Source organism: Streptomyces sp. V3I8 (assembly GCF_030817535.1).
Taxonomy (GTDB): Bacteria; Actinomycetota; Actinomycetes; order Streptomycetales; family Streptomycetaceae; genus Streptomyces.
Map to the genome: position 1 here is coordinate 753,639 of NZ_JAUSZL010000002.1, position 19,808 is coordinate 773,446.

Here is a 19,808-nt window from a genome sequence, read left to right on the forward strand (position 1 = left end):
GGCCCGTGCCTGCGGCGCTAGGAACGCGGCGGCCGGTCGTCCTGACCGGACCCGCCGAACTGGTCCCTGAGCTTGTCCTGGGCGGTGTCCACGTGCCCGCTGTACTTTCCCTGCGTCCTGTCGTCGACCATGTCGCCGGCCTTGTCGATGCCCTTGCCCGTCTGGTCCGGGTGGCCCTTCAGCATGCCTTTGATCTTGTCCATAACGGACATGAGACATCCTCCTGATCAGTTGCCCCTGTGCATCCAGGGTCACCGCAGGCGGCGCATTCCGCATCCGGGAGGGACGCGGGACCCGGACGAGCCGCGGTCCGCGCTAGGAGGCTTCCGTACGGCACTCCGGGTGGCCCCAGCCGTCGGGGTTCTTCGCGATGGTCTCGCCGGCCGCGTACGAGCGGCCGCAACGGCACCGGCCGGGGAACTTGGCCTTGAGCGTGCGGGAGGCGGAGGCGGACGACCGCGCGGACGACGAGGACACCGGCGAGGCGGACCCGGAGGACGGCCGCTTCTTCGCGGGGGCCGCCTTCTTGGCCGCCGGGGACTTCGGCGGCTCCGGAGAGCCCTGCTCGCTGCCGGCCGGCTTCTGCACGACCGCGGCCTGGCTCGCCGCCCGGTCCGCGAAGTCGTTCAGGGGGTCGCCGTCGACCTGGTGCGCGGGCACGTACCTGAACTCCACCGAGCGGCCGTCGAGCAGTTCGTCGATGCGTACGACGAGTTCCTGGTTGGCCACGGGCTTGCCCGCCGCCGTCTTCCAGCCCTTGCGCTTCCAGCCGGGGAGCCAGGTGGTGACCGCCTTCATCGCGTACTGGGAGTCCATCCGGATCTCCAGCGGTACGTCCGGGTCCACGGCCGTCAACAGCCGCTCCAGCGCCGTCAGTTCGGCGACATTGTTGGTCGCGGTGCCGAGCGGGCCCGCCTCCCACTCGGTGGGTGTTCCCGTTCCGTCACCGACGACCCAGGCCCAGCCGGCCGGGCCCGGGTTTCCTTTCGACGCCCCGTCACACGCGGCGATCACACGTTCAGCCATGGGCAGATCATGCCAGGGGCGCCCTCCGGGAAGGGGCAGCGGGTGCCGCGCGGGCGCGGGTGCGGGTTCGCCGCGGCCGGTGGGCCGTGAGGGGTGGGCTATGTTGAACCACAGTGGGACGTGAAGGAGGCGTACCGGTGCCATCGCCGCAGCAGGCCCGCGCGCAGGCGTCTGCGATCAGTTCGGGGAAACCGGTCACGGAGGCGGAGGCCGCGCCCACGACCCGGCTGCGGGCCCTGTTCGACGGACCCCGGCTCTCCCCCGGGCAGCGGCGCATCGCGCAGTACCTCATCGAGCACATCACCGAGGCCGCCTTCCTGTCGATCACGGACCTCGCGGAGCGCGTCGGCGTCAGCCAGCCCTCGGTGACCCGCTTCGCGTCGGCGGTCGGCTTCAGCGGTTATCCCGCCCTGCGGGAACGCCTGCAGTCGATCGCGCTCAGCAAGCTCGCCAGCACGCCCGACACCGCCGAGGAGGCCCGGCCCAACGAGCTGCAGGCCGCCGTCGACGCGGAGATCGACAACCTGGAGAACCTGCGCCGGGACTTCGCCGACCCCGACCGGGTCATCGAGACCGGCCGCGCCCTGTCCCGCTCGGCCCCGCTGACCGTCCTCGGGCTGCGCATCTCCGGCTCGCTCGCCGAGTACTTCGCGTACGCGGCCCGGCGGATCCACCCCGACGTCCGGCTGGTGACCCGGGGCGGCAGCGTCGCCTACGACGCCCTGCTCCAGTCGCGCGAGGCCGGCGGGACCTGGGTCCTGGCCTTCACCATGCCCCGGCACGCGCACGAGACCCTGACGGCCGTGCGGGTCGCCCGGCGGGCCGGTCTGCGCGTCGCCCTGGTCACCGATCTGGGACTGGGCCCGCTGGCCGACGAGGCCGACGTCGTCTTCGCGACCGGCACCGGCTCACGGCTCGTCTTCGACTCCTACGCGGCGCCCGTGGTGCTGTCCTCGGCCCTGCTCCAGGCCATGACCGACGCCGATCCCGAGCGGACACAGGCCCGCCTGGAGGACTACGAACAGGTCGCGGACGAACACGCCTTCTTCCTCAGGGACTGACGCCCGGGCCTTCTCCCCGCCGTGCGGCGGGCGCGCCCCGGTCCCTGCGGAGGACTCATCCCGCAAGGCGAAATTCAGCCGTACCCGGACATGAATTTTTACATACCCTTGCTTACCAGACGGTATATATGAATACTTCTGGTCTGATCAGAACCCGGTGGGGCCCCTGGTCGGCCCGGGAAGGGCGCTCCCGCCTCGTACCGACCCGGGTGCACGGACGGGCACCGCTCGCGCGCCCGTGGCGGCCCCGGTCCATCCCCTGGCCGGGGCCGCCGAGCACGAACAGAACCGTCCCCCGAACCGGCCATCTCGGAAGCGATACCCATGTCCCTGACGTACTCGCCCATCAGCACGGACTGGCCGTGTCAGGTCAAGACGCCCGGCAGCCGCGACTGGGAACGATCGGCGGCCAAGTGGCTGCGCGAGCTGGTGCCCAGCCGTTACGCCGGCTACCCGCTGCTGATCCGGCAGCCCGTCCTGCTCGCCCGCCACGCGCAGATCCAGCTCCAGCAGGAGATCAGGGTCGTACGCACCGCGATGCACAGCGCCCGTGCCGAACTGCCCGCCCTGGGGATGCCGGAGTCCGTCATCGAGCACACGATCAAGCTGTACGCGGCCGAGCTGACGCAGTTGAACCACATCGCCCGGGGCGTGCGCGTGATCACCCGGGCGCTCGTGGACAACCACCACACACGCCAGGGCCACTGAGCTTGTTCTTCACGGTGGGTCGGCTCTGTGCGGCCGGCTTCCCCCACGGGCGCCGCAGGTTGTGGGCGAAGCACTTCGAGATGCCGTTCGAGGCGTGAGAGCCGCTCAGTCGGGCAGCGCGACGGTGAGGTCCACCTCGACCAGCTGCCCTGTGAAGCCCAGCTGCGCAACCCCCAGGAGCGTGCTGGCGGACGTGAAGGCCGGTCCGAGGGCGGAAGCGGTGAGCCGGTGCCAGGCGAGGCCCAGGTCCTCCCTGTCATCGCTCCGCACGTAGATCACCGACCGCACCACGTGCTGCGGCCGAGCATCCACCGCCGAAAGGGCGGCAAGCGCGTTCGCGACAACCTGATCGACTTGCACTCCGAGGGAGCCCGGGCCGACGAGATCACCGCCCCGGTCGAGGGGGCACTGCCCCGCCAGGTAAGCCGTCCGGCCGGTCTCCACCACGGTGATGTGGTGGTAGCCCGGCGTCTCATGCAACTGGCCGGGGTTGATGCGGCTGATCCTCGCTGTCATGCCGCGAGTCTGACCAATCCGCCCCCGACGCGCACCGGAATTTGCGCCACCGCACCACCGTCCGACGCGTCGCGGGCGGACGGGCACGGCGGGTGAACCGATCGGCCGAAGCGGATCACCGATACCCCATGGTCCGCCCCCCGTCCGCCACCGCCGGGGCCCGAACCCCGGCCCCGCAGCGACCGGCACGAGAAGCCACTCGGACGGGGAAAACGCAACTTCGACATGGCCCGCAGAGGCAGCTACCTTCACCTGGTCTTCGGCGATCGCCCGCGGTCGCACAGGAGTTGTTCCAGGCCCAGCCACCCGCGACGGGACGCGTCGGTCACGCCCCACGAACCTTCGCCCCTGCGCACAAGCCATCGAACAGGGTCCGCACCGGGCCTCCGACCAGGGAGAGACGCATGCCCCGTCTTGCGCTGTACACATTCGGCGTCCTGAAGTCACCCCTCACCGATCCCGCACCTCTCACGCGCGAGTTCTACGACGTCGGTGAGGCCGTCTACCGGAAGATCAGCCGGCACCCCGGACACCTCGCGCATGCCGAAGCGGCGGACGGTGACCGGGGATCGCTCTTCGAGGCGGACTGGGGCGCATGGGGAGAGTTCGCCGTACCGGCCTGGTACGACAAGGGCCGTACCGTGGAAACCACCGCCCTGGCCGCGACCCTCTCCCTCTGGACCGACCTGCGCTCCGCCTTCGACGCCGTCTACACCGGTCTGCACCGAGAGGCGCTGAACAGGCGTTACGACTGGTTCGAGAGGACAGGACACCCGGGTCACGTGTTCTGGTGGGTCTCCGACGGCGTGATACCCACCTGGCAGGACGGGGTGTCCGGGCTGGAACACCTCCATGACCACGGCTCCGCGCCGCACGCCTTCACCTTCCACCACTCGTTCGCCCCGGACGGAACTCCGACCAGGGCCGAAGGCATCGGGCCGAAGAGCGACCAGGCTCACTGACCACCCCAGGCGTGCCGCACGAGTCGCTCACGCTGTTCCGCGTGCTGCACCGCGACCCGGAACCGGCCTCCCGCATGTTCGCCCCGGGCGCCGGGCTCGGCCCCGAACGGCTTCAGGCAACGACCGCCTACGCTTCGGGAGGTCCGGTGGCCCAAAGGCTCTTCCGCGCTGTCTCGTCCCGGACTGCCGGCGCTTCACCGCATGAGTTCGTCCGCGGCACGGTAGCGGGGGCCAGGGACATACGGGAGCCGTCACGCGGGGCCGTTTCCACCATGATCAGCCGCTCCCCGGCCCCGTGCCGTCATCCCGGGAACGGCTGCACGGCTCAGCACCGTGGGCGCCACGACATTCACCCGATCACCTTGGCCAGCAGTTCGGGCCCGTCGCCCCGCCCTGACCAGCTGATCAGCAGTTCCCGCACGCTGGGGGAACCTCAAACCGCCGATTCGCGCCTGTGAACCAGCCTGTGACCTACCGGGCGACCTACCGGGCCATGGGCGTGTGCCACGTTTCGCTCGTGTTCCGGTCCCCTCCCCGCAGGGGCCGGCCGTGCACCACGGGTCGGCGTTCGGCGGCTCCGGGCGTCCGCAGCTCCACGCACGGCGCTCGACCGGGCGCCGGCCGCCCCGCCACCCGAACCGACCGGCGGCAGTCCGCGTTACTCCCTGACGTCGGCGGGTACCTCTGTGCGGATGTGAACGGGGAACGCCTTCGGCGTACGAGGAAACGAGGAACACGTGCAGATCGGGTACAAGCTGGCCGCTGAGGCGTTCGGCCCGGCGGAACTGGTGCGGCAGGCGGTTCTCGCCGAGCAGGCGGGATTCGACTTCGTCGAGATCAGCGACCACTACCACCCCTGGCTCGACAATCAGGGGCATTCGCCGTTCGCCTGGACGGTACTGGGCAGCATCGCGGCCAAGACCTCACGGATCGGGCTGGCGACCGGCGTGACATGTCCGACCGTGCGCTACCACCCGGCGATCATCGCGCAGGCCGCCGCGACCCTCGCGCTCGTGTCGGAGGGCCGTTTCGTTCTCGGCGTCGGCTCGGGCGAGCGGCTCAACGAGCATGTGGTCGGCCGCGGCTTCCCGGACACGGTCCGCACACGGCACGAGATGCTCAAGGAGGCCCTGGAGATCATCCGGCTGCTGTGGAGCGGGGGGTACCGGTCCTACGAAGGCAAGCATCTGCGGCTGGAGGACGCCCGGGTGTTCGACCTCCCCGGCGAACTCCCCCTGATCGCGGTGGCCGCCAGCGGCAAGGCGTCCACGCGGATCGCCGCGGAACTCGGTGACGGCCTGTTCGCCACCGAGGACAAGCCGGAGATCGTCCAGCAGTACCGTGACGCCGGCGGTTCGGGTCCGCGCTACGCGGAGGTTCCGATGGCCTGGGCGAGCGACGAGCACACCGCGGCACAGGCCGCGCTGGAGACCTCGCGCTGGGCCCTGACCGGGTGGAAGGTCATGAGCGAGCTGCCCAATCCGGTCAACTTCGACGCGGCGACCACGACCGTGCGCGAGGACGACATCCTGGAGAAGTTCGCCTGCGGCGCGGACCCCGCCCGGTACATCGAGGTGACGCGGTCGTTCGTCGACGCCGGCTTCGACAGGCTGGTCATGCAGAACGCCGGCCCCGACCCCGACGGCTTCATCGACTTCTACCAGCGCGAACTCGACGGACCCATTCGGCAGCTGAAGCCGAGCGGCGCACAGACCTGAACCACACGGTGAGCATGACGGCGCACCGCGGCCCGACCGGTGGGCGAAACCCCTGGCCCGTGGCCACGGCGGCGGCGCACCGGTCCCGCTCGGCGCGCCGCCCGCCGCCCGCCGCCCACCGGTCGTGGGCCCTGGATCGTCGGTCAGCCGGCCACGTTGTCGACGCGCAACCGCACCTGTTCCTGAAGCCGCTGGAGGCTGCCGTCGAGAGCGGCATGGACGGCCTGTTCACCCGGGTCGTGGCTGTCGTCGAAGAACGACAGGTGCACGGTCACCTCGCTGGCTCCGCTGCCGATCCCGGCGACCTGGAGCCAGCCGGTGTAGCCGCCCTGTTCACGGGTGCCCCATTCGAGCCGCATCTGTTCGGGCCGGGCCCGCAGCACGGCGGAGACGTCCTGGCCGGTGCGGTCCTCGTGCACGGTGACGGCGGGCTGGTCCCCGGCGTGCACGTGCAGGTCCTGAGGCATCCAGGTGTCCAGCTGGCCGACGTCGGCGGCCTGGTCGAAGACGTGCTCCGGCAGGGCGGGCATCGTGCGTGCACGTTCGTACTCGGTCATCGCGCTACCGTTCCTCGGCTCGGGGGCATACGGGAAAACGCATGCCCGGCCTGCTCGCGCTGAAGCAGCAGCGTCGCAGTTCCACCCGTTCGCGGGGTGGCAAGGCAGCTACGAGCCAGGCCTCGGTCCTCCGCCGCCCTGCTCCTCCGGCTGGGGCAGGTGGCCGAGTCGGCCGCCTACGGGGAGGATCCGGCGCGGGACCGAACCGACTGGCAGTGGGAACCCCGGCACGGCGAGACGCGACGTGAGTACGCCCCGGACGAACTCGCCGCGCCGCACGCGTGCCGGGACGTACGCCTCACCCTGGACGACGCCGTCGAGCCATTCCTCACCTCTTCCGATGCCCATGTCCGCGAGGCCGCGCCCGGCGCCGCAGTGCCACTCCTCCGCGCTCCGGGGCTCGCCGACCGGGTGCCGCGGGCCGCCACGCTGCTGCGGACCCTGCTGGACGCGGCGGGGACCCGACGGGAGCGAGCGGCTGTTGCGCGGGCGCTCGGCGTGTGGAAGACGGACACCTCCGACCTGCTCGCCGACTCCGACCCGGCCGTGCGGGCGTGCGCGGCGCTCGGTCCCACCCACGCCGATCGCTCACGCGCTCTCGCCGTCCTCCTCGACGCGCTGCGGAACCCGCGAACGACGGACGGCTGGTTCCCCGAGCCGCTGCCCAGGCTCGACGGGTGGTTCCGGTTCACCGTGCTGCGTTCCGCGCTCGCCCTGGCCGAATCGTTCGAAGAGGTGGCACCGGTGGCCGTCGCCGTCGTGGCCGCCGGTGGGACGTCGTTCACCGACCATGAACGCGGGCCGATCCTGCTCAGAGCCTTCCCCGACGGCTACGACCCGGCCCACCCGCTCGTCTGCACCCAACGCGACCTGCTGCGGGCCTTCGTGGACACCGACGAGTCGACGGGCGGCATCGCCGGGAACGCGTTGTGGTTCCGCGCGGCCGGGTTGCCCGAGGACCGGGACGGCATCACAGCGTTGTTGTGACGTTGCCCGCCACCGCACCATGTCCCACCTACCGCACCATGTCCCACCTGAGGTTGAACGTCGAAGGTGAACGGCTGCGCGACCGGCCGGAGTTCCGGCAACGGCGAGCCCGGGATACCGGCACCGGCCGCCCGGGAGGACGTGGGTCCTCCGGGTCCTGGGTGACACTGGTCGGGTGATTGTCGAACGCGCGTATGCCCATCTCTCCTCGTACGACGAGGACACCTGGCCCTGGTCGGTGCCCTGCGTCCGGCAGCTGCTCGACGAGGGGCTGCGCTTCACCGCACCGGTGACCTTTCTGGTCGGTGAGAACGGCTCGGGGAAGTCGACCCTGGTCGAGGCGCTGGCGGAGGGGTTCGGTCTGGACTCCTACGGCGGCTCCCACGACTGGCGTTACGCCTCCCCGCGCGGCAAGTCGGAACTCGGCGAGCGGATCAGGTTCGAAGCAGCCCCGCGCGGGCGCCGTATGGCCACCAGCTGGTCGGCCCGCAAGGGCTTCTTCCTGCGGGCCGAGACCGCGCTGGACGCCCTGGGCCGGGAGGGGTTCTCGCCTGACTCGATCAGCCATGGCGAGGGCTTCCTCGCGGCGTTCCGCGGGAAGTTCCTGCACGCCGGGCTCTATGTTCTCGACGAGCCGGAGGCGGCCCTCTCCTTCTCCTCGTGCCTGGAACTGATCGGGCACATCGACCGGTTGGCCAAGGAGGGCGGTCAGGTCATCTGTGCCACGCACTCACCCTTGCTGACCGCCCTGCCGGGCGCGGACATCGTCGAGGTCGGCGAGCACGGCATACGCAGGGTCGCCTGGCGGGAACTCGGCGTCGTGGACCACTGGCGCCGCTATCTCGCCGACCCGCACGTCTATCTGCGGCACGTCGTCGAACCGTAGGCGGCCTCCTGCCCAAGCGTCGTCACCAGGACGATGTACCCGCCGGGACGGACCCGGCCAGAGTCCTTGCGTCCCCACGACCGTGTCCGCGGTCCGGGGCGCCCGGCTCCGCACCGTGTCCGCGGGAGCGGGCAAGCCCTTCGCACGGGCGCACCACGGTCGCCGTCCGGGCCGGCATCGATACGGCCAGGACCCGCCGCCACCGCGTCGCGATCGACGAGAACGGCCACCCCGGGTACGTACGCCGCCGTCTACGCGGCCGGGGCGAGTTCGGCACGGCCGAACAGCAAGGCGTAGCCGGTGGGGAGCCGGTGCAGGATGCGGGTGATCAGGTCGGGGCCTGCGTAGGCGGCGACGGCGGAGAAGACGGAGCCGGTGTCCCAGCGGGTGGTGGCCAGGGAGGCACCGGTGCGGGCGGCGAGGTCCTTGACGAAGGACCAGCCGGTCAGCGGCTGGTGGTCGGGGATCTGCGCGGTCAGTACGCATGCGGCTTCCAGGGGCAGGCAGCCGGCCAGCGCGAGGCGTTCGTCGCCGGTCAGCTGGCGTCCCAGTCCGGCGAGAACCAGGCGGACGGCTTCGTCGGCTCTCTCGCGGGTGGGGTAGGCGCCCTCGTAGCGGACCTTCTCCAGCATCTGCTCGTATGCCGTCCCGTACGACTGCTGGGACGGTGCGTACCGGTGGGAGATCACGGGGCGGTTGCCTTTCTTGCTGCGGCCGGTGTTCGGACACCGGGGTGTGGAACGGTCAGGTGGGCTGGGGGCGGCCGAAGAGCAGGTCGTAGCCCACGGGGAGCTGGAGCAGGATCTGGCCCAGCAGGTCTTCGTCGGCGGCGTCGGCGACGGTCGACAGCACGGCGCTGACGTCCCAGGCCGCGGTCTGCTCGCTGGCGCCTTCGATCCACGCGGCGGTTGCGCGGACGAACCGCTCCGGGGACAGCGGCTCGGCGCTCCGCAGCGGGTTGAGCAGGATCAGGGCGAAGGTCTCGGGCAGGCGCGCCGCCAGTTGGGCACGGACGTCGCCGACCAGGTGCGCGCCGAGGAGGGCGAGCACCACACGGGCCGCACGCTCGGCCTCCTCCGCGGAGTCGTACGTACCGCGTTCCTTCACATGGCCGAGGAACGCTTCGCGTCGCAGAGCCATCCCGGCTGTCATCCCTTCTTCCTGGGACTGCCACGGGGTGCGGAGAGCGGGACGAGGGGGAGATCGGGTGTCCGCCCTCCGCACCCGTCCGGCCGGTGTCAGCCGGAGATCTCCTTGAGGCCGGATCCGGCTCCGACGGAGATCTTGCGGGGCTTGGCGCGCTCGGCGATCGGGATGCGCAGGGTAAGCACGCCGGCGTCGTAGTCGGCCCGGATGTGCTCGGTGTCGAGGCTGTCGGCGAGCACGATCTGGCGGGAGAAGGCACCCAGTGGCCGCTCGGACAGCTCCATCTGCACGTCATCGGTCTTCGCCACCGGCCGCCGTTCGGCCTTGACGGTGAGCATGTTCCGCTCGACGTCGATGTCGATCGCGTCCGCGACGACGCCCGGCAGGTCGAAGGCCACCACGTACTCGTCGCCCTCGCGGTAGGCGTCCATCGGCATCACCGACGGGCGGGACCAGGTCCCCGGACTCATCAGCTGCTGCGTCAGCCGGTCCAGCTCACGAAAGGGGTCAGTGCGCATCAACATCGTGAAAACACCTCCAGCAGGTCCAGGCAGTTGCTGCCAATGCGCCTCACTGACACCGTTGTAACATGTCATCCAATCGATGACAAGCAAGAAGTCGTCTGTATGATGACAGCGAGAGGGAGGTGTCCGTGACCGCAGCAGACCAGCCGTCCCCGACCGGCGCACACGCCCACAGTCCGGCGTCGTTCCTCGCCGCCGCGACGGCCCTGCACGCCATAGACAGCGCCCTGCGCGACGCCGGGCGGGAGTCCCCGGACATCCCGGATGCCCCCGGCCCCGAACCGGAGCAGGTGCTGGCCTCCCTGATGCTGCTGCGGCAGGTGCGCGAGCAGCTCGCCGGATGGGAGACCGGCCTCATCGAGACCGCCCGTGACGCGGGAGCCAGCTGGGCCGACCTCGCCCCTCCCCTCGGCGTCGCCAGCCGTCAGGCCGCCGAACGCCGCTATCTGCGCGGCCGCCCCGGCCCCGCCGGAACCACCGGCGAACAACGCGTCCAGGCCACCCGCGAACGCCGCGCCACCGAACGCACCAACGCCACCTGGGCCCGCACCAACGCCGCGGACCTGCGCCGCATCGCCGGCCAGATCACCGCCCTCACCCGACTCGCGCCCGAAGCGCGCTCGGCCCAGACCGCCCTGTACACCGCCCTCAGCGCCACCGACGCCGCCGAGCTCATCGCCCCTCTCGCCGGCATGCGCCCTTACCTGGACGACCGCCACACCGACCTGGCCGAACGCCTGGACGCCCTCAACGACCGGCTCGCGGCGACAGCAGGTGACGATGCCTGATGCTCACCGCCGGGAGCCACAGGTACGGGTGTGGTGCAGCCGGCCCCGAACCAGGCCGACGGCGGATCGCGATCCGTCCCGGCCCGAACCCTGTCCGTTCATGACGTTCCCATGGAAAGGCCCCACATGAGCAGCAGCGTCGAGACGCTGGAATTCCAGGCCGAGACCCGCCAGTTGCTCCGACTGGTGATTCACTCGATCTACTCGAACAAGGACATCTTCCTGCGCGAGCTGATCTCGAACGCCTCCGACGCACTGGACAAGTTGCGGCTGGAATCGCTGACCGACTCCGGCATCGGCCAGGTCGATACCACCGACCTGCAGATCTCGCTGGAGGTCGACAAGGACGCCCGCACACTGACCGTCCGCGACAACGGGATCGGCATGAGCCGAGACGATCTCGTGGAGCTGATCGGCACGATCGCCAAGTCCGGCACCGCCGGCCTGATGGAGAAGATCAAGCAGTCCAAGGACGCCGCCACGGCCGAGAGTCTGATCGGGCAGTTCGGCGTCGGCTTCTACTCCGCGTTCATGGTCGCCGACAAGGTCACCCTGCACACCCGGCGGGCCGGCACCGACACCGACACCGGCACCCGGTGGGAGTCCGACGGCGAGGGCGCCTACACCGTCCAGGCAGTGGACGGCCTCCCCGTGGGCACCTCCGTCACCCTGCACCTCAAGCCCGCCGACAGCGAGGACGACCTGGCCGACTACCTGTCCGAGTCGAAGATCCGTCAGATCGTCAAGCAGTACTCCGACTTCATCCGCTGGCCGATCCGGATGGTCACCGAGCGCGCCGAGGCCGACGGATCCGCCTCCCCCGGCGCCGACACCCTCAACTCGATGAAGGCACTGTGGGCGCGACCGCGAGCCGAGGTGACCCAGGACGAATACAACGAGTTCTACAAGCAGATCAGCCACGACTGGCTCGACCCGGCCGAGACCGTCCACATGCGCGCCGAAGGAACCTTCGAGTACGAGGCGCTGCTGTTCATCCCCTCCCAGGCGCCGTTCGACCTGTTCTCCCGCGAGACCAAGCGCGGCGTGCAGCTGTACGTCAAGCGCGTGTTCATCATGGACGACTGCGAAGCGCTGATGCCGAACTACCTGCGCTTCGTCAAAGGCGTCGTCGACGCCCACGACCTGTCGTTGAACATCTCCCGCGAGATCCTGCAGCAGGACCGCCAGATCCGCGGCGTACGCCGACGCCTGGTCAAGAAGGTCCTCGGCGCGATCAAGAAGATGCAGACGGACGACGGCGAGCGCTACACGAAGCTCTGGACGCAGTTCGGACGGGTGCTGAAGGAAGGCCTGCTCGAGGACACGGACAACACCGAGGCGCTGCTGGAGCTGGTGTCGGCCGCCTCCACACACGATCCGGACAAGACCACCACGCTGCGCGAATACGTCGAGCGCATGAAGGACGGCCAGGAGGCGATCTACTACCTGACCGGTGAGAACCGGGCGACGGTGGAGAACTCCCCCCACATGGAGGCTTTCGCCGCCAAGGGCTACGAGGTCCTGATCCTCACCGACCCTGTCGACGAGGTCTGGGCCGACCAGGTCCCGGCCTTCGACGGCCATCCGCTCCGGTCCATCGCCAAGGGCCAGGTCGACCTCGACGAGCCGGCCGAGGGCGATCGGTCCGCCGACCAGGCCAAGTACGAGCAGGACTACGCGGCCCTGCTGCCGTGGTTGACCACCGCCCTGTCCGAGCACGTCAAGCAGGTCCGCCTGTCGTCGCGACTGACCACCTCGGCGGCGTGCCTCGTCGGGGACGCCCACGACATGACCCCGAACCTGGAGAAGATGTACCGCGCGATGGGGCAGGAACTGCCCGGCGTCAAGCGGACTCTGGAACTCAACCCCGCGCATCCGCTGATCAGCGCCCTGCGTACGGCGCACGAGGCCAACACCGACGATCCGGCGCTGGCGGAGATCGCCGAGGTCATCTACGGCAGCGCGCTGCTCGCCGAAGGCGGCGAACTGCCCGATCCGGCGCGCTTCACCCGGCTGCTCACCGACCGGCTGGCTCACACCCTGTAATACACGGACGAGGCTTCCGGCAGGGGTGGGTGCTCCCGGACACCGGTCCCGTTCCCCTGCCGCGGCCTGGAGAGGTGTGAAGGTGGCCCAGAGGATCGCCTTCGGTTCAGGCGGCGAAGCCGATGGTGGTCACGTACTCGTACTGGCCCCACTGAGAGCCGAGGTCGACGACCTGGTCCACCCACGCCTCGTCCAGCTCCCGCTCGTCACCGGCCGCCCACGCGGCGACGATCCGGTCCCACCGGCGGACGTTCATCGTGCGGAACTCCACCGCGCGCTGACGCGGCCGGTCGACCCGGGACTGGTTGACCGGGTGGACTTCCACGCGGGTGCCGCGGCCCTCGCGGTTGAGGCGGGCGGTGAGGTAGCGGGCGACGTTCTCGCGCCGCACGATGCGGTACGCCTGCTCGACGCGTGCGAGGTTCTTGCGCGAGGGGGCCCGGGTGCCGACCTGCCAGGCGCGCAGGGTGCGGTCGGTGACGGTCAGTCCGGCCGTACGGGCCGCGTCGCGGGCGTGGGCGGTGCGGGTGAGGTAGTGCAGGCGCGCCTGCAGGCCGCGGCGGACGGTGACGGGGGTGGCGATGTAGCCGGCGAGCGCGTCCAGTTGGCGGGCGACGGCTTCGTGGCCTTTGATGCCGTGGGCGCCGTACTTGCCGAACTCGATGTTCCGCTCAGGCATGATCTCTTCCGGATTCTCGGTTGTGGATCACTGTACGGGGCTGTCGGCGCCGTTCCCGCGTCCCGGTGAGCAGGCAGGCCGGCACGGGGAAGCGTCCAGGGGCGGCTCCGCGGCTGCGTCAGGCCCCGTACCGACGGTGTAGGTGTCTTTGACCTTCACCTCGGCCACGCCGCGGTATGCCGTCCTGGCCCCGTACGCCGTCCGCGCCAAGGTCAGCCTCCGCCCAACTGTGGGCCCGGGCGTGCACGGCGAGAGCCAGAGCACTGTGGACGAATATCTCCTGCGCTGCGATCCCGGCTGGCGGGCAGTCCGGCAGGTCGGGCCCCAGCATCGCCTGTGTCTGGCCCGCCAACAGGTCGAGAGCGCATGTTCGGCGAGCCTGGTCTGGAGGGTCCTGCCGGAGTTCTCTGGCGGCGTCACGAGCAGCCCTCAGCACGCGGAGGGCCATCCGGTCGAGTTCAGCTGGCGCGGTAGTGGCCCACTGAGGCCGAGCATGGTCGTCGGCGTTCATGTTGCCCCCTCCCCGGCCGGGTACGAGCAGGAAAGGCCGGACCGAGTACGTGCAGCGATCATGCGAAGCCGGCGGATCACGGGGCTGGCGCCCGGAGTGAACGCTGAACTCGTCGCCGAGATAGTCCCGTTGTGGCACGAGAGGCACCAAGCCGGTCTCGCGTCGCGTCCCCGTCGCCGGGCCGTGGGCACCGCAGCGAAACACAAGCTGGTGTTCGTCGACCGGCTCCTCGCCGCTCTCATCCACCTTCGCCATGGCGCCACCCATGACGTGTTGGCCTGCTGGTTCGGGGTCGACCGGTCCACCGTCACGCGCGCAATCGGCGAAATACGGCCGCTGCCGGCGATGCGCGGCCGCACCGTCGCCCCCGACGTCCGGCTGCTTACGCTCGCCGAAGTCATCGATCATCTCGGCGCAAGCGGGCAGACCGGGATCATCCACGGGACCGAAATCCGGGTCCGCCACCCGGCCGTACGGGCCGCTGCCGTCACCGGCGGATCGCGCGGCATCGGGCCGGGCGGTCTCCCGCCGGCTCGCCCGGGACGGGCTGGCCGTCGTGGGAACTCGGCCGGCCGGATGGTCCTCGCATCCGTCGTCGGCCTCGACCCGGCGGCGCTCGACGCCGTGCACCGCACCGGCATCCGCGGCACCTTGTCGTCGCCCGGCAGGCGCGGCAGGCGGCCCGGCGGCTGCGCGCGGACGGGACATCACCGTGAACGCCGTGGTGGCCACCGGCGCGTCCGGCGGCTCCCGGAACCTCACCTCCCGCGTCGGCACCCGCCGAGGGGCGGCCACTGGCCGGACACCCCCGGACCACATGCTTCCGCGTCACGGAAGAAGCCCGCTCAACCGGAAAACGTACATCCCGCTCAAGGAGAAACACCCATGCCTTTCGCCCTCTTCAAGGTCCCCGCGGGCACCATCACCGCCGAGGACAAGAAGAAGATCGTCGAGCGCACCACCGACCTGTACGCGGAGATCTACGGTGAGCGGGCCCGCCCCAACACCGTCGTGCTGATCGACGAGGTCGCCGACGGCGGCTGGGGCCTCGGCGGCACCGTCCTGACCGCCGCCATGCTCAACGGCGACGCCTGATCCCCCTCCCCTGCGGGACCCGGCGCCGAGTGCCACGAAAGGACGTCCGTCGCACCGGCGCCGGGCGGAAAGCCGGAAAGGATCTGCACGCCCGCCCCGACGTTTGACATGGGAAGGGCTGGGCTACCCGCACCACTGCACGGCAGGGCGGGGATGTTCGCCGACACCCGAGAACATGAGGACGGAGCGCGATGTCGAATCCACAGCAATCGGAGATGCGGCGTAGCGGCGAAGGCGGTGGCACACCGCACACGCACCGTCCGGGTTGTTTTCAGTAGGTCAGAATGCCGGCCATGTACGGGTACTCCGCGAGAAATGCATGATAAGTACGCTGACCACTCTGCACACGCTCGACGAGGTCGCCGAAAGGGTCCGTCGGCAGAACCACCTGTACGTCCGCTGGTCGCTCGGACCGGAGACGGACCTGCGCGACACCTCCAGCCGGGACGAACTCACAGGGGTCACCCTTCCCGGGCTGTCCGCCAATTCGCTGGACGTCGAGTCCTGGTGGCGCGACCGGCCGGTGCGCATCTGGGTCGCCCGCCGCCTGTACGACTACTGTCACCTGCCCCGTCACCGGGGGAGTGGCGTGCGGCCGTGGCTGCTGCGGGGCCGGGAGAACGGGCGCGGTCCCGACAACGAGCCGTTGGTGACCCACGTCGAGCCGCTGGCCTGGGTCGCCGACGAGGTCATCCAAGAGGTGACCGGCGTGATCGAGGAGCAGCCGGGGCCATGGGGTCCCGTCGAACGCAACGAGCAGCCTTGACGACCGGGCACGAAGTCACCGGGGCACCGGGGGGTTGAGAACCGGGCGGGCCGGACGGCCCGGCCCGCTGAGGACGACCGCCGACAGGGCCGGTGTGCGGGGGCCGGCGTCAGCGGCCGCTGCGCCGGACACCGTCGGTCCAGCGGGGATGCGGTGATCACCGGCGCGCAGACTGCGGCCGGCATGCGGTGCCCGCGCCTTCCTGCGGCGGCCCCCGGGATCCGGACCCTCCGTCTCCCCTCCCCGCTCCCCGCGATCCACCGTGGTCGGGTCACGGCGTGCCGCACTCGCTGATGATCAGGCTGACGGCCGCCCCCGGGCCGCCCTCGGCCAGGGCGGCCCGCTGCCGGTCCGCCCCGGTGCCGTCCTGCAGCAGCCGGTGGACGAGACCCGTGACCTGCCGGCTGTCGCCGGACGCCTCCAGTGAGGAAGCGACGTGCTGCAGGAGCCGGCACAGCACGTCGCCGGCGCGGTGTCGACCGCCGTCCGGGTCGATCAGGGTGTTGCTCAGACCATGGCGGGCCGCGTGCCACATGGCGGCCTGCAGCAGTTCCGGCGCGCAGTCCGGTACAGGAGTCCCGGCGGCCGCCTCGCCCAGAGCGGTCTCCACGAGTGCCCGGACCAGCCCGGCGAACATGACCGCCTCGTCCACGCGCAGCTGCACGTCCAAGCACCGCACCTCGATGGTGGGGTACCGCTCCGAGAGGCGGGCCTGCCAGTACAGCTGACCGGTGTCCGAGATCAGACCGCTCTCCAGCAGCCGCTGGACACGCCGGTCGTAGTCGGCCTCGTCCTGGAAGTGCGGAGGTACGCCGCTGACCGGCCAGCGGCTGAAGATCACGGTGCGCCAGCTGGCGAAGCCGGTGTCGTGGCCGTCCCACAGCGGGGAGTTCGCCGACATCGCCGTCAGCGTCGGCAGCCACACCCGGATCCGGTTCAGAACCTGCACGCCCGCCTCCCGGCCGGGCACGGCGACATGGACGTGCATGCCGTTGATCAGCTGCTCCGCCACCAGCTGGGGCGCCTGCGCCGCCACGGCCCGGTAACGGGCCTGGTCGGTGACGGCCACGGGACGGCCGTGGCGCTGCGGCGCCGTGGCGCAGGCCGCGATCCGGCAGCCGTGCGCCTCGGCGGCCGTCCCGACAGCATGCCGCAGACGCAGCAGATGTCCCGCGACCTCCTCCAGGGTGTCGCACACCGGGGTGGCCACCTCGACCTGCGCCTGCAGCAACTCGCTCTGGACCTCCTGATCGGCCACGAGACAGGCGCCCTCCGTTGCCATCCGCACCTTCTCCACCTGCGGCACGGGAAGACCCGTCACGGGGTCGATCAGCAGATATTCCTCTTCCACACCGATCGTCGTCATCAGAGGCCCTCTGCTCCGTTCGCTGCCGTGCTGCACCGTGCGCCCGGCCGACACCCGAGGCGGCGATCCTCCTGGGGAAGGCGCCGTCGTCGGGGTGACCCGAGTGCCGCGGCCGCTTCACCACAAACCCGACACGGATGAGCAGGGAGGTGGTCGTGTGGTGAACCGCGCGGCACCACGTCGTGCCCGGTGAGCACGCCCGGCCGGTGTCATGGTCCGCACCGCCCGGGGCGGTGCGGACCGCGGACGGATCTCGGAAAAGACCGCGCGGCCCGTGCGCCGGCCGGTGTCCGCCGGGCCGGGCACCGCATCACGAGATCCGGCACCGGAGGGTTTCGGCCCACTGGACCGGCCGTTCAGGGGTAGCCGGTAGGCGACCCGCCACGGACAGGGCGAAGCTGTGTGCGGGGCCGTGTGCCCGAAGGGGCTGCGGCGGCCCCGGACCAGGAGGAGGTTCACCCCGTGACCGCGTACGTGAAGGCGGCAGGCGCGCTCGCCGACCTCATGCTGGTCAGCCATGTCGCGGCGCTGGAGGACCTGCCAGGAATGGTGGCCGCGCACATGGAGGCGGTGGGCCTGCACGAGGTGGCCTTCTTCCTGGTGGACCTGCAGGGGAAGACCCTGCGCGAGGTCACCGGACAGGGACCCGACGCCGGAGAGGGCGGTCTGCGGTTCACGGTGGACGGCACCGTGGCCGGTCTGGCCTTCCAGCGGGTGGACCTGGTCACGGAACCGGACCGGACGGGCAGGCGCGACCTGCGCCGGTGGTGGGTGCCGGTCACCGACGGTGTCGAGCGGCTCGGTGTGCTGCGGGCGGACACCGCGGACGACGACGAGGCGGTCCGCGACGCGCTGCGGGCCCTGGCGTCGATGGTGGCGCTGCTGCTGCTGAGCAAGCGGTCCCACAGCGATTCCTACGCCCGCCTGATCCGCACGGCGCCGATGAGCGTGGCCGCGGAGATGCAGTGGCACCTCACTCCGCCCTCGGCCTTCGCCGGTCGCACCTCCACCGTCGGCGCCGCGTCGGAGCCGGCGTACGAGGTCGGCGGGGACGCCTTCGACTACGCCGTCTCCGGCGACACCCTGCACCTGTCCGTGTTCGACGCCATGGGACACGATGCGACCGCCGGGCTGACCGCCAACATGGCGGTCGCCACCTGCCGCAACGCCCGCCGCCAGGGCGCCGGCCTGGTGGAGACCAGCCAAGCCGTGGAGAAAGCCCTCATCGAGCAGTTCGGCACCAGCCGCTACGTCACCGGCATCCTGGCCGACCTGGACCTGGCCACCGGCCGGCTGGAGTGGATCAATCGTGGCCACCACCTGCCGGTCCTCATCCGCGACGGCCGGTGGTCCAGCGAGCTGCAGTGCCCTCCGGCCGGTCCCATGGGGGTCGCCCTGGGCCTGCCGGTGACTGTCTGCCACGAACAGCTCCAGCCCGGTGACCGGCTGCTGCTGTACACCGCCGGGGTCGTCGAGGCCCGCAACAGCGAGGGTGAGCTGTTCGGCCTGGACCGCTTCGTCGACTTCGTCGTGCGCCATCACGCCGACCGCCTCACCGTCCAGGAGACACTGCGCCGCCTCACGCACGCGGTCCTGGACCACCACGACGGACGACTCGACGACGACGCCACCGTCCTGCTGGCCGAATGGCGCGCCACCGACCAGGACGCCCTGACGCCCTGACGCGGTGCCGCGGCCGCCGTGCCGGGGAGCGCGGACTCCTGCGGATGGGGCCGTGGGGTCCGGGTACTCGTGGAGCCCCGCGCACAGGTCTTCCGGAGGGCCGCACGCGCACATCGGCGGGGTGACGCCGTCACCGCGCCCCGACGAACGTGAGGAGAGGCACCGATGAGCGAGCAGACGCCTTCCGCGGAAGAGCCGGACGGGTACGGCCGGGCGCGGAGCGACGAGGAACCGGGAGCCCATTCCGGTGGGGAGAGCCAGGCACGGGAGCGGGTCCTGCCGGGCACGGCGAGTGCGGCCGAGGGCTACCCGCCGCAGAACGGAACGGGAACGGCGCAGGGCGATGCTCTCGCCGGTGTCGAGAAATCCGCGCCGGCCGCGCAGGCCGCGCAGGGCGGCGAAGGGCCCGGGCCGGTCACGCGGGAGCATGCGCGGGAGCTGCTCGAAGAGCGTGACGACGGGCCGACCCTCGTCGTGCTGGAGGGGCGGGCCCAGGTGGTGCCCGCCGACGACCTCCGGTCCGACCGTTACGCCGGTGCCCTCGAAGTCGTCTCCGGCGAGGACCTCATCCGCCAGGTGGCGCCGGGTGCCCGGTCGGAACGGGAACTCGACGCCCTGGCCGACACCTTGAACACCATGGTGTCGAAGCTGGGGGCGTAAGGGACCCGGCGTCCCGACCTGTCCGCTGCCCCGCCAGGACGTCCGGTACGGTCCGCCGGCCCGGTGCCGGGTGTTCCCCACGCCGGGCCGCAGGCGCGGCGCATGCAACCGGCGGGCCGGTCA

The 19,808-nt window shown here is 71.0% G+C and carries 21 protein-coding genes and 1 pseudogene; 13 read left to right on the forward strand and 9 right to left on the reverse strand.

Annotation, left to right across the window (positions count from 1 at the left end; translation table 11 throughout):
- Positions 1-17 precede the first annotated feature (17 nt).
- Both QFZ75_RS03630 and QFZ75_RS03635 read right to left on the reverse strand, forming a co-directional pair.
- Complete coding sequence (locus QFZ75_RS03630; protein WP_307533802.1) at positions 18-212, reverse strand: antitoxin; 195 nt, start codon at positions 210-212, stop codon at positions 18-20.
- Positions 213-315: 103 nt separating this feature from the next.
- Complete coding sequence (locus QFZ75_RS03635; protein ID WP_307533803.1) at positions 316-1,026, reverse strand: ribonuclease H; 711 nt, start codon at positions 1,024-1,026, stop codon at positions 316-318.
- 137 nt (positions 1,027-1,163) lie between these two features.
- On the opposite strand from QFZ75_RS03635, the gene QFZ75_RS03640 reads away from it, so the two are divergent.
- Positions 1,164-2,087, forward strand: coding sequence for a MurR/RpiR family transcriptional regulator (locus tag QFZ75_RS03640; RefSeq protein ID WP_307533804.1), 924 nt, complete (start codon positions 1,164-1,166; stop codon positions 2,085-2,087).
- Between the two features lie 324 nt (positions 2,088-2,411).
- A complete protein-coding gene (locus tag QFZ75_RS03645) occupies positions 2,412-2,795 on the forward strand; it encodes a hypothetical protein (RefSeq protein ID WP_307533805.1) in 384 nt (127 codons plus the stop codon).
- 105 nt (positions 2,796-2,900) lie between these two features.
- Here QFZ75_RS03645 and QFZ75_RS03650 read toward each other — a convergent pair whose 3' ends face one another.
- Complete coding sequence (locus QFZ75_RS03650; RefSeq protein WP_307533806.1) at positions 2,901-3,311, reverse strand: RidA family protein; 411 nt, start codon at positions 3,309-3,311, stop codon at positions 2,901-2,903.
- A gap of 404 nt (positions 3,312-3,715) precedes the next feature.
- On the opposite strand from QFZ75_RS03650, the gene QFZ75_RS03655 reads away from it, so the two are divergent.
- Both QFZ75_RS03655 and QFZ75_RS03665 read left to right on the forward strand, forming a co-directional pair.
- On the forward strand, positions 3,716-4,273 hold the full coding sequence (locus tag QFZ75_RS03655) for a DUF3291 domain-containing protein (RefSeq protein ID WP_307533807.1): 558 nt from the start codon (positions 3,716-3,718) through the stop codon (positions 4,271-4,273).
- Positions 4,274-5,010: 737 nt separating this feature from the next.
- Complete coding sequence (locus tag QFZ75_RS03665; RefSeq protein WP_307533809.1) at positions 5,011-5,991, forward strand: TIGR03557 family F420-dependent LLM class oxidoreductase; 981 nt, start codon at positions 5,011-5,013, stop codon at positions 5,989-5,991.
- Between the two features lie 143 nt (positions 5,992-6,134).
- Here the strand turns inward: QFZ75_RS03665 and QFZ75_RS03670 are convergent, their stop codons facing one another.
- Positions 6,135-6,548 carry an SRPBCC family protein gene (locus tag QFZ75_RS03670; RefSeq protein WP_307533811.1) on the reverse strand — a complete coding sequence of 138 codons (414 nt, stop codon included), beginning with the start codon at positions 6,546-6,548 and terminating at the stop codon, positions 6,135-6,137.
- A 159-nt stretch (positions 6,549-6,707) separates the two neighbouring features.
- Between QFZ75_RS03670 and QFZ75_RS03675 the strand changes: the two genes are divergently transcribed.
- Together QFZ75_RS03675 and QFZ75_RS03680 are read left to right on the forward strand one after the other, a co-directional pair.
- Complete coding sequence (locus QFZ75_RS03675; protein ID WP_307533812.1) at positions 6,708-7,535, forward strand: hypothetical protein; 828 nt, start codon at positions 6,708-6,710, stop codon at positions 7,533-7,535.
- Between the two features lie 175 nt (positions 7,536-7,710).
- On the forward strand, positions 7,711-8,421 hold the full coding sequence (locus QFZ75_RS03680) for an AAA family ATPase (RefSeq protein WP_307533813.1): 711 nt from the start codon (positions 7,711-7,713) through the stop codon (positions 8,419-8,421).
- A gap of 251 nt (positions 8,422-8,672) precedes the next feature.
- On the opposite strand, the gene QFZ75_RS03685 is transcribed toward QFZ75_RS03680, so the two are convergent.
- The 3 genes from QFZ75_RS03685 to QFZ75_RS03695 all read right to left on the reverse strand — a co-directional run bounded on the left by QFZ75_RS03685 (position 8,673) and on the right by QFZ75_RS03695 (position 10,091).
- Positions 8,673-9,053: a DUF2267 domain-containing protein gene (locus QFZ75_RS03685; RefSeq protein WP_307544203.1), complete on the reverse strand. Its 381-nt coding sequence runs from the start codon at positions 9,051-9,053 to the stop codon at positions 8,673-8,675.
- 112 nt (positions 9,054-9,165) lie between these two features.
- Entirely contained in the window at positions 9,166-9,561 is a 396-nt protein-coding gene (locus tag QFZ75_RS03690; RefSeq protein ID WP_307533814.1) for a DUF2267 domain-containing protein, read from the reverse strand.
- Positions 9,562-9,659: 98 nt separating this feature from the next.
- On the reverse strand, positions 9,660-10,091 hold the full coding sequence (locus QFZ75_RS03695; protein WP_307533815.1) for an Hsp20/alpha crystallin family protein: 432 nt from the start codon (positions 10,089-10,091) through the stop codon (positions 9,660-9,662).
- A gap of 128 nt (positions 10,092-10,219) precedes the next feature.
- On the opposite strand from QFZ75_RS03695, the gene QFZ75_RS03700 reads away from it, so the two are divergent.
- The gene (locus QFZ75_RS03700) at positions 10,220-10,879 is read left to right on the forward strand and encodes a type III effector protein (RefSeq protein ID WP_307533816.1); all 660 of its coding nucleotides are present in this window, start codon (positions 10,220-10,222) and stop codon (positions 10,877-10,879) included.
- A 126-nt stretch (positions 10,880-11,005) separates the two neighbouring features.
- Complete coding sequence (gene htpG, locus QFZ75_RS03705) at positions 11,006-12,925, forward strand: molecular chaperone HtpG (RefSeq protein WP_307533817.1); 1,920 nt, start codon at positions 11,006-11,008, stop codon at positions 12,923-12,925.
- Positions 12,926-13,031: 106 nt separating this feature from the next.
- Here htpG and QFZ75_RS03710 read toward each other — a convergent pair whose 3' ends face one another.
- Positions 13,032-13,604 (reverse strand): transcriptional regulator, encoded by a 573-nt coding sequence (locus QFZ75_RS03710; RefSeq protein ID WP_307533818.1) that lies wholly within the window; start codon positions 13,602-13,604, stop codon positions 13,032-13,034.
- A 571-nt stretch (positions 13,605-14,175) separates the two neighbouring features.
- Here QFZ75_RS03710 and QFZ75_RS03715 point away from each other — a divergent pair.
- The 3 genes and pseudogenes from QFZ75_RS03715 to QFZ75_RS03725 all read left to right on the forward strand — a co-directional run.
- Positions 14,176-14,457: pseudogene (locus tag QFZ75_RS03715) on the forward strand (transposase family protein); the annotation flags it as partial.
- Between the two features lie 543 nt (positions 14,458-15,000).
- Positions 15,001-15,210, forward strand: a complete 210-nt coding sequence (locus tag QFZ75_RS03720) for a 4-oxalocrotonate tautomerase family protein (RefSeq protein WP_307544204.1) — start codon at positions 15,001-15,003, stop codon at positions 15,208-15,210.
- A 319-nt stretch (positions 15,211-15,529) separates the two neighbouring features.
- A complete protein-coding gene (locus QFZ75_RS03725; protein WP_307533819.1) occupies positions 15,530-15,976 on the forward strand; it encodes a DUF6098 family protein in 447 nt (148 codons plus the stop codon).
- A gap of 271 nt (positions 15,977-16,247) precedes the next feature.
- Here the strand turns inward: QFZ75_RS03725 and QFZ75_RS03730 are convergent, their stop codons facing one another.
- Positions 16,248-17,342, reverse strand: coding sequence for a glutamate--cysteine ligase (locus tag QFZ75_RS03730; RefSeq protein ID WP_307533820.1), 1,095 nt, complete (start codon positions 17,340-17,342; stop codon positions 16,248-16,250).
- Between the two features lie 462 nt (positions 17,343-17,804).
- Here QFZ75_RS03730 and QFZ75_RS03735 point away from each other — a divergent pair, with 462 nt between their 5' ends.
- Positions 17,805-19,025, forward strand: a complete 1,221-nt coding sequence (locus tag QFZ75_RS03735) for a PP2C family protein-serine/threonine phosphatase (RefSeq protein WP_307533822.1) — start codon at positions 17,805-17,807, stop codon at positions 19,023-19,025.
- A 165-nt stretch (positions 19,026-19,190) separates the two neighbouring features.
- Positions 19,191-19,685 (forward strand): hypothetical protein, encoded by a 495-nt coding sequence (locus QFZ75_RS03740; protein WP_307533823.1) that lies wholly within the window; start codon positions 19,191-19,193, stop codon positions 19,683-19,685.
- Positions 19,686-19,808: the final 123 nt, after the last annotated feature.

Coding starts and splice junctions, on each gene's coding strand:
- QFZ75_RS03630 (WP_307533802.1), bottom strand. CDS start 212: ATGTCCGTTATGGACAAGATCAAAGGCATGCTGAAGGGCCACCCGGAC.
- QFZ75_RS03635 (WP_307533803.1), bottom strand. CDS start 1,026: ATGGCTGAACGTGTGATCGCCGCGTGTGACGGGGCGTCGAAAGGAAAC.
- QFZ75_RS03645 (WP_307533805.1), top strand. CDS start 2,412: ATGTCCCTGACGTACTCGCCCATCAGCACGGACTGGCCGTGTCAGGTC.
- QFZ75_RS03650 (WP_307533806.1), bottom strand. CDS start 3,311: ATGACAGCGAGGATCAGCCGCATCAACCCCGGCCAGTTGCATGAGACG.
- QFZ75_RS03655 (WP_307533807.1), top strand. CDS start 3,716: ATGCCCCGTCTTGCGCTGTACACATTCGGCGTCCTGAAGTCACCCCTC.
- QFZ75_RS03670 (WP_307533811.1), bottom strand. CDS start 6,548: ATGACCGAGTACGAACGTGCACGCACGATGCCCGCCCTGCCGGAGCAC.
- QFZ75_RS03685 (WP_307544203.1), bottom strand. CDS start 9,053: ATGCTGGAGAAGGTCCGCTACGAGGGCGCCTACCCCACCCGCGAGAGA.
- QFZ75_RS03690 (WP_307533814.1), bottom strand. CDS start 9,561: ATGGCTCTGCGACGCGAAGCGTTCCTCGGCCATGTGAAGGAACGCGGT.
- QFZ75_RS03695 (WP_307533815.1), bottom strand. CDS start 10,091: ATGTTGATGCGCACTGACCCCTTTCGTGAGCTGGACCGGCTGACGCAG.
- htpG (WP_307533817.1), top strand. CDS start 11,006: ATGAGCAGCAGCGTCGAGACGCTGGAATTCCAGGCCGAGACCCGCCAG.
- QFZ75_RS03710 (WP_307533818.1), bottom strand. CDS start 13,604: ATGCCTGAGCGGAACATCGAGTTCGGCAAGTACGGCGCCCACGGCATC.
- QFZ75_RS03720 (WP_307544204.1), top strand. CDS start 15,001: ATGCCTTTCGCCCTCTTCAAGGTCCCCGCGGGCACCATCACCGCCGAG.
- QFZ75_RS03725 (WP_307533819.1), top strand. CDS start 15,530: ATGATAAGTACGCTGACCACTCTGCACACGCTCGACGAGGTCGCCGAA.
- QFZ75_RS03730 (WP_307533820.1), bottom strand. CDS start 17,342: ATGACGACGATCGGTGTGGAAGAGGAATATCTGCTGATCGACCCCGTG.
- QFZ75_RS03740 (WP_307533823.1), top strand. CDS start 19,191: ATGAGCGAGCAGACGCCTTCCGCGGAAGAGCCGGACGGGTACGGCCGG.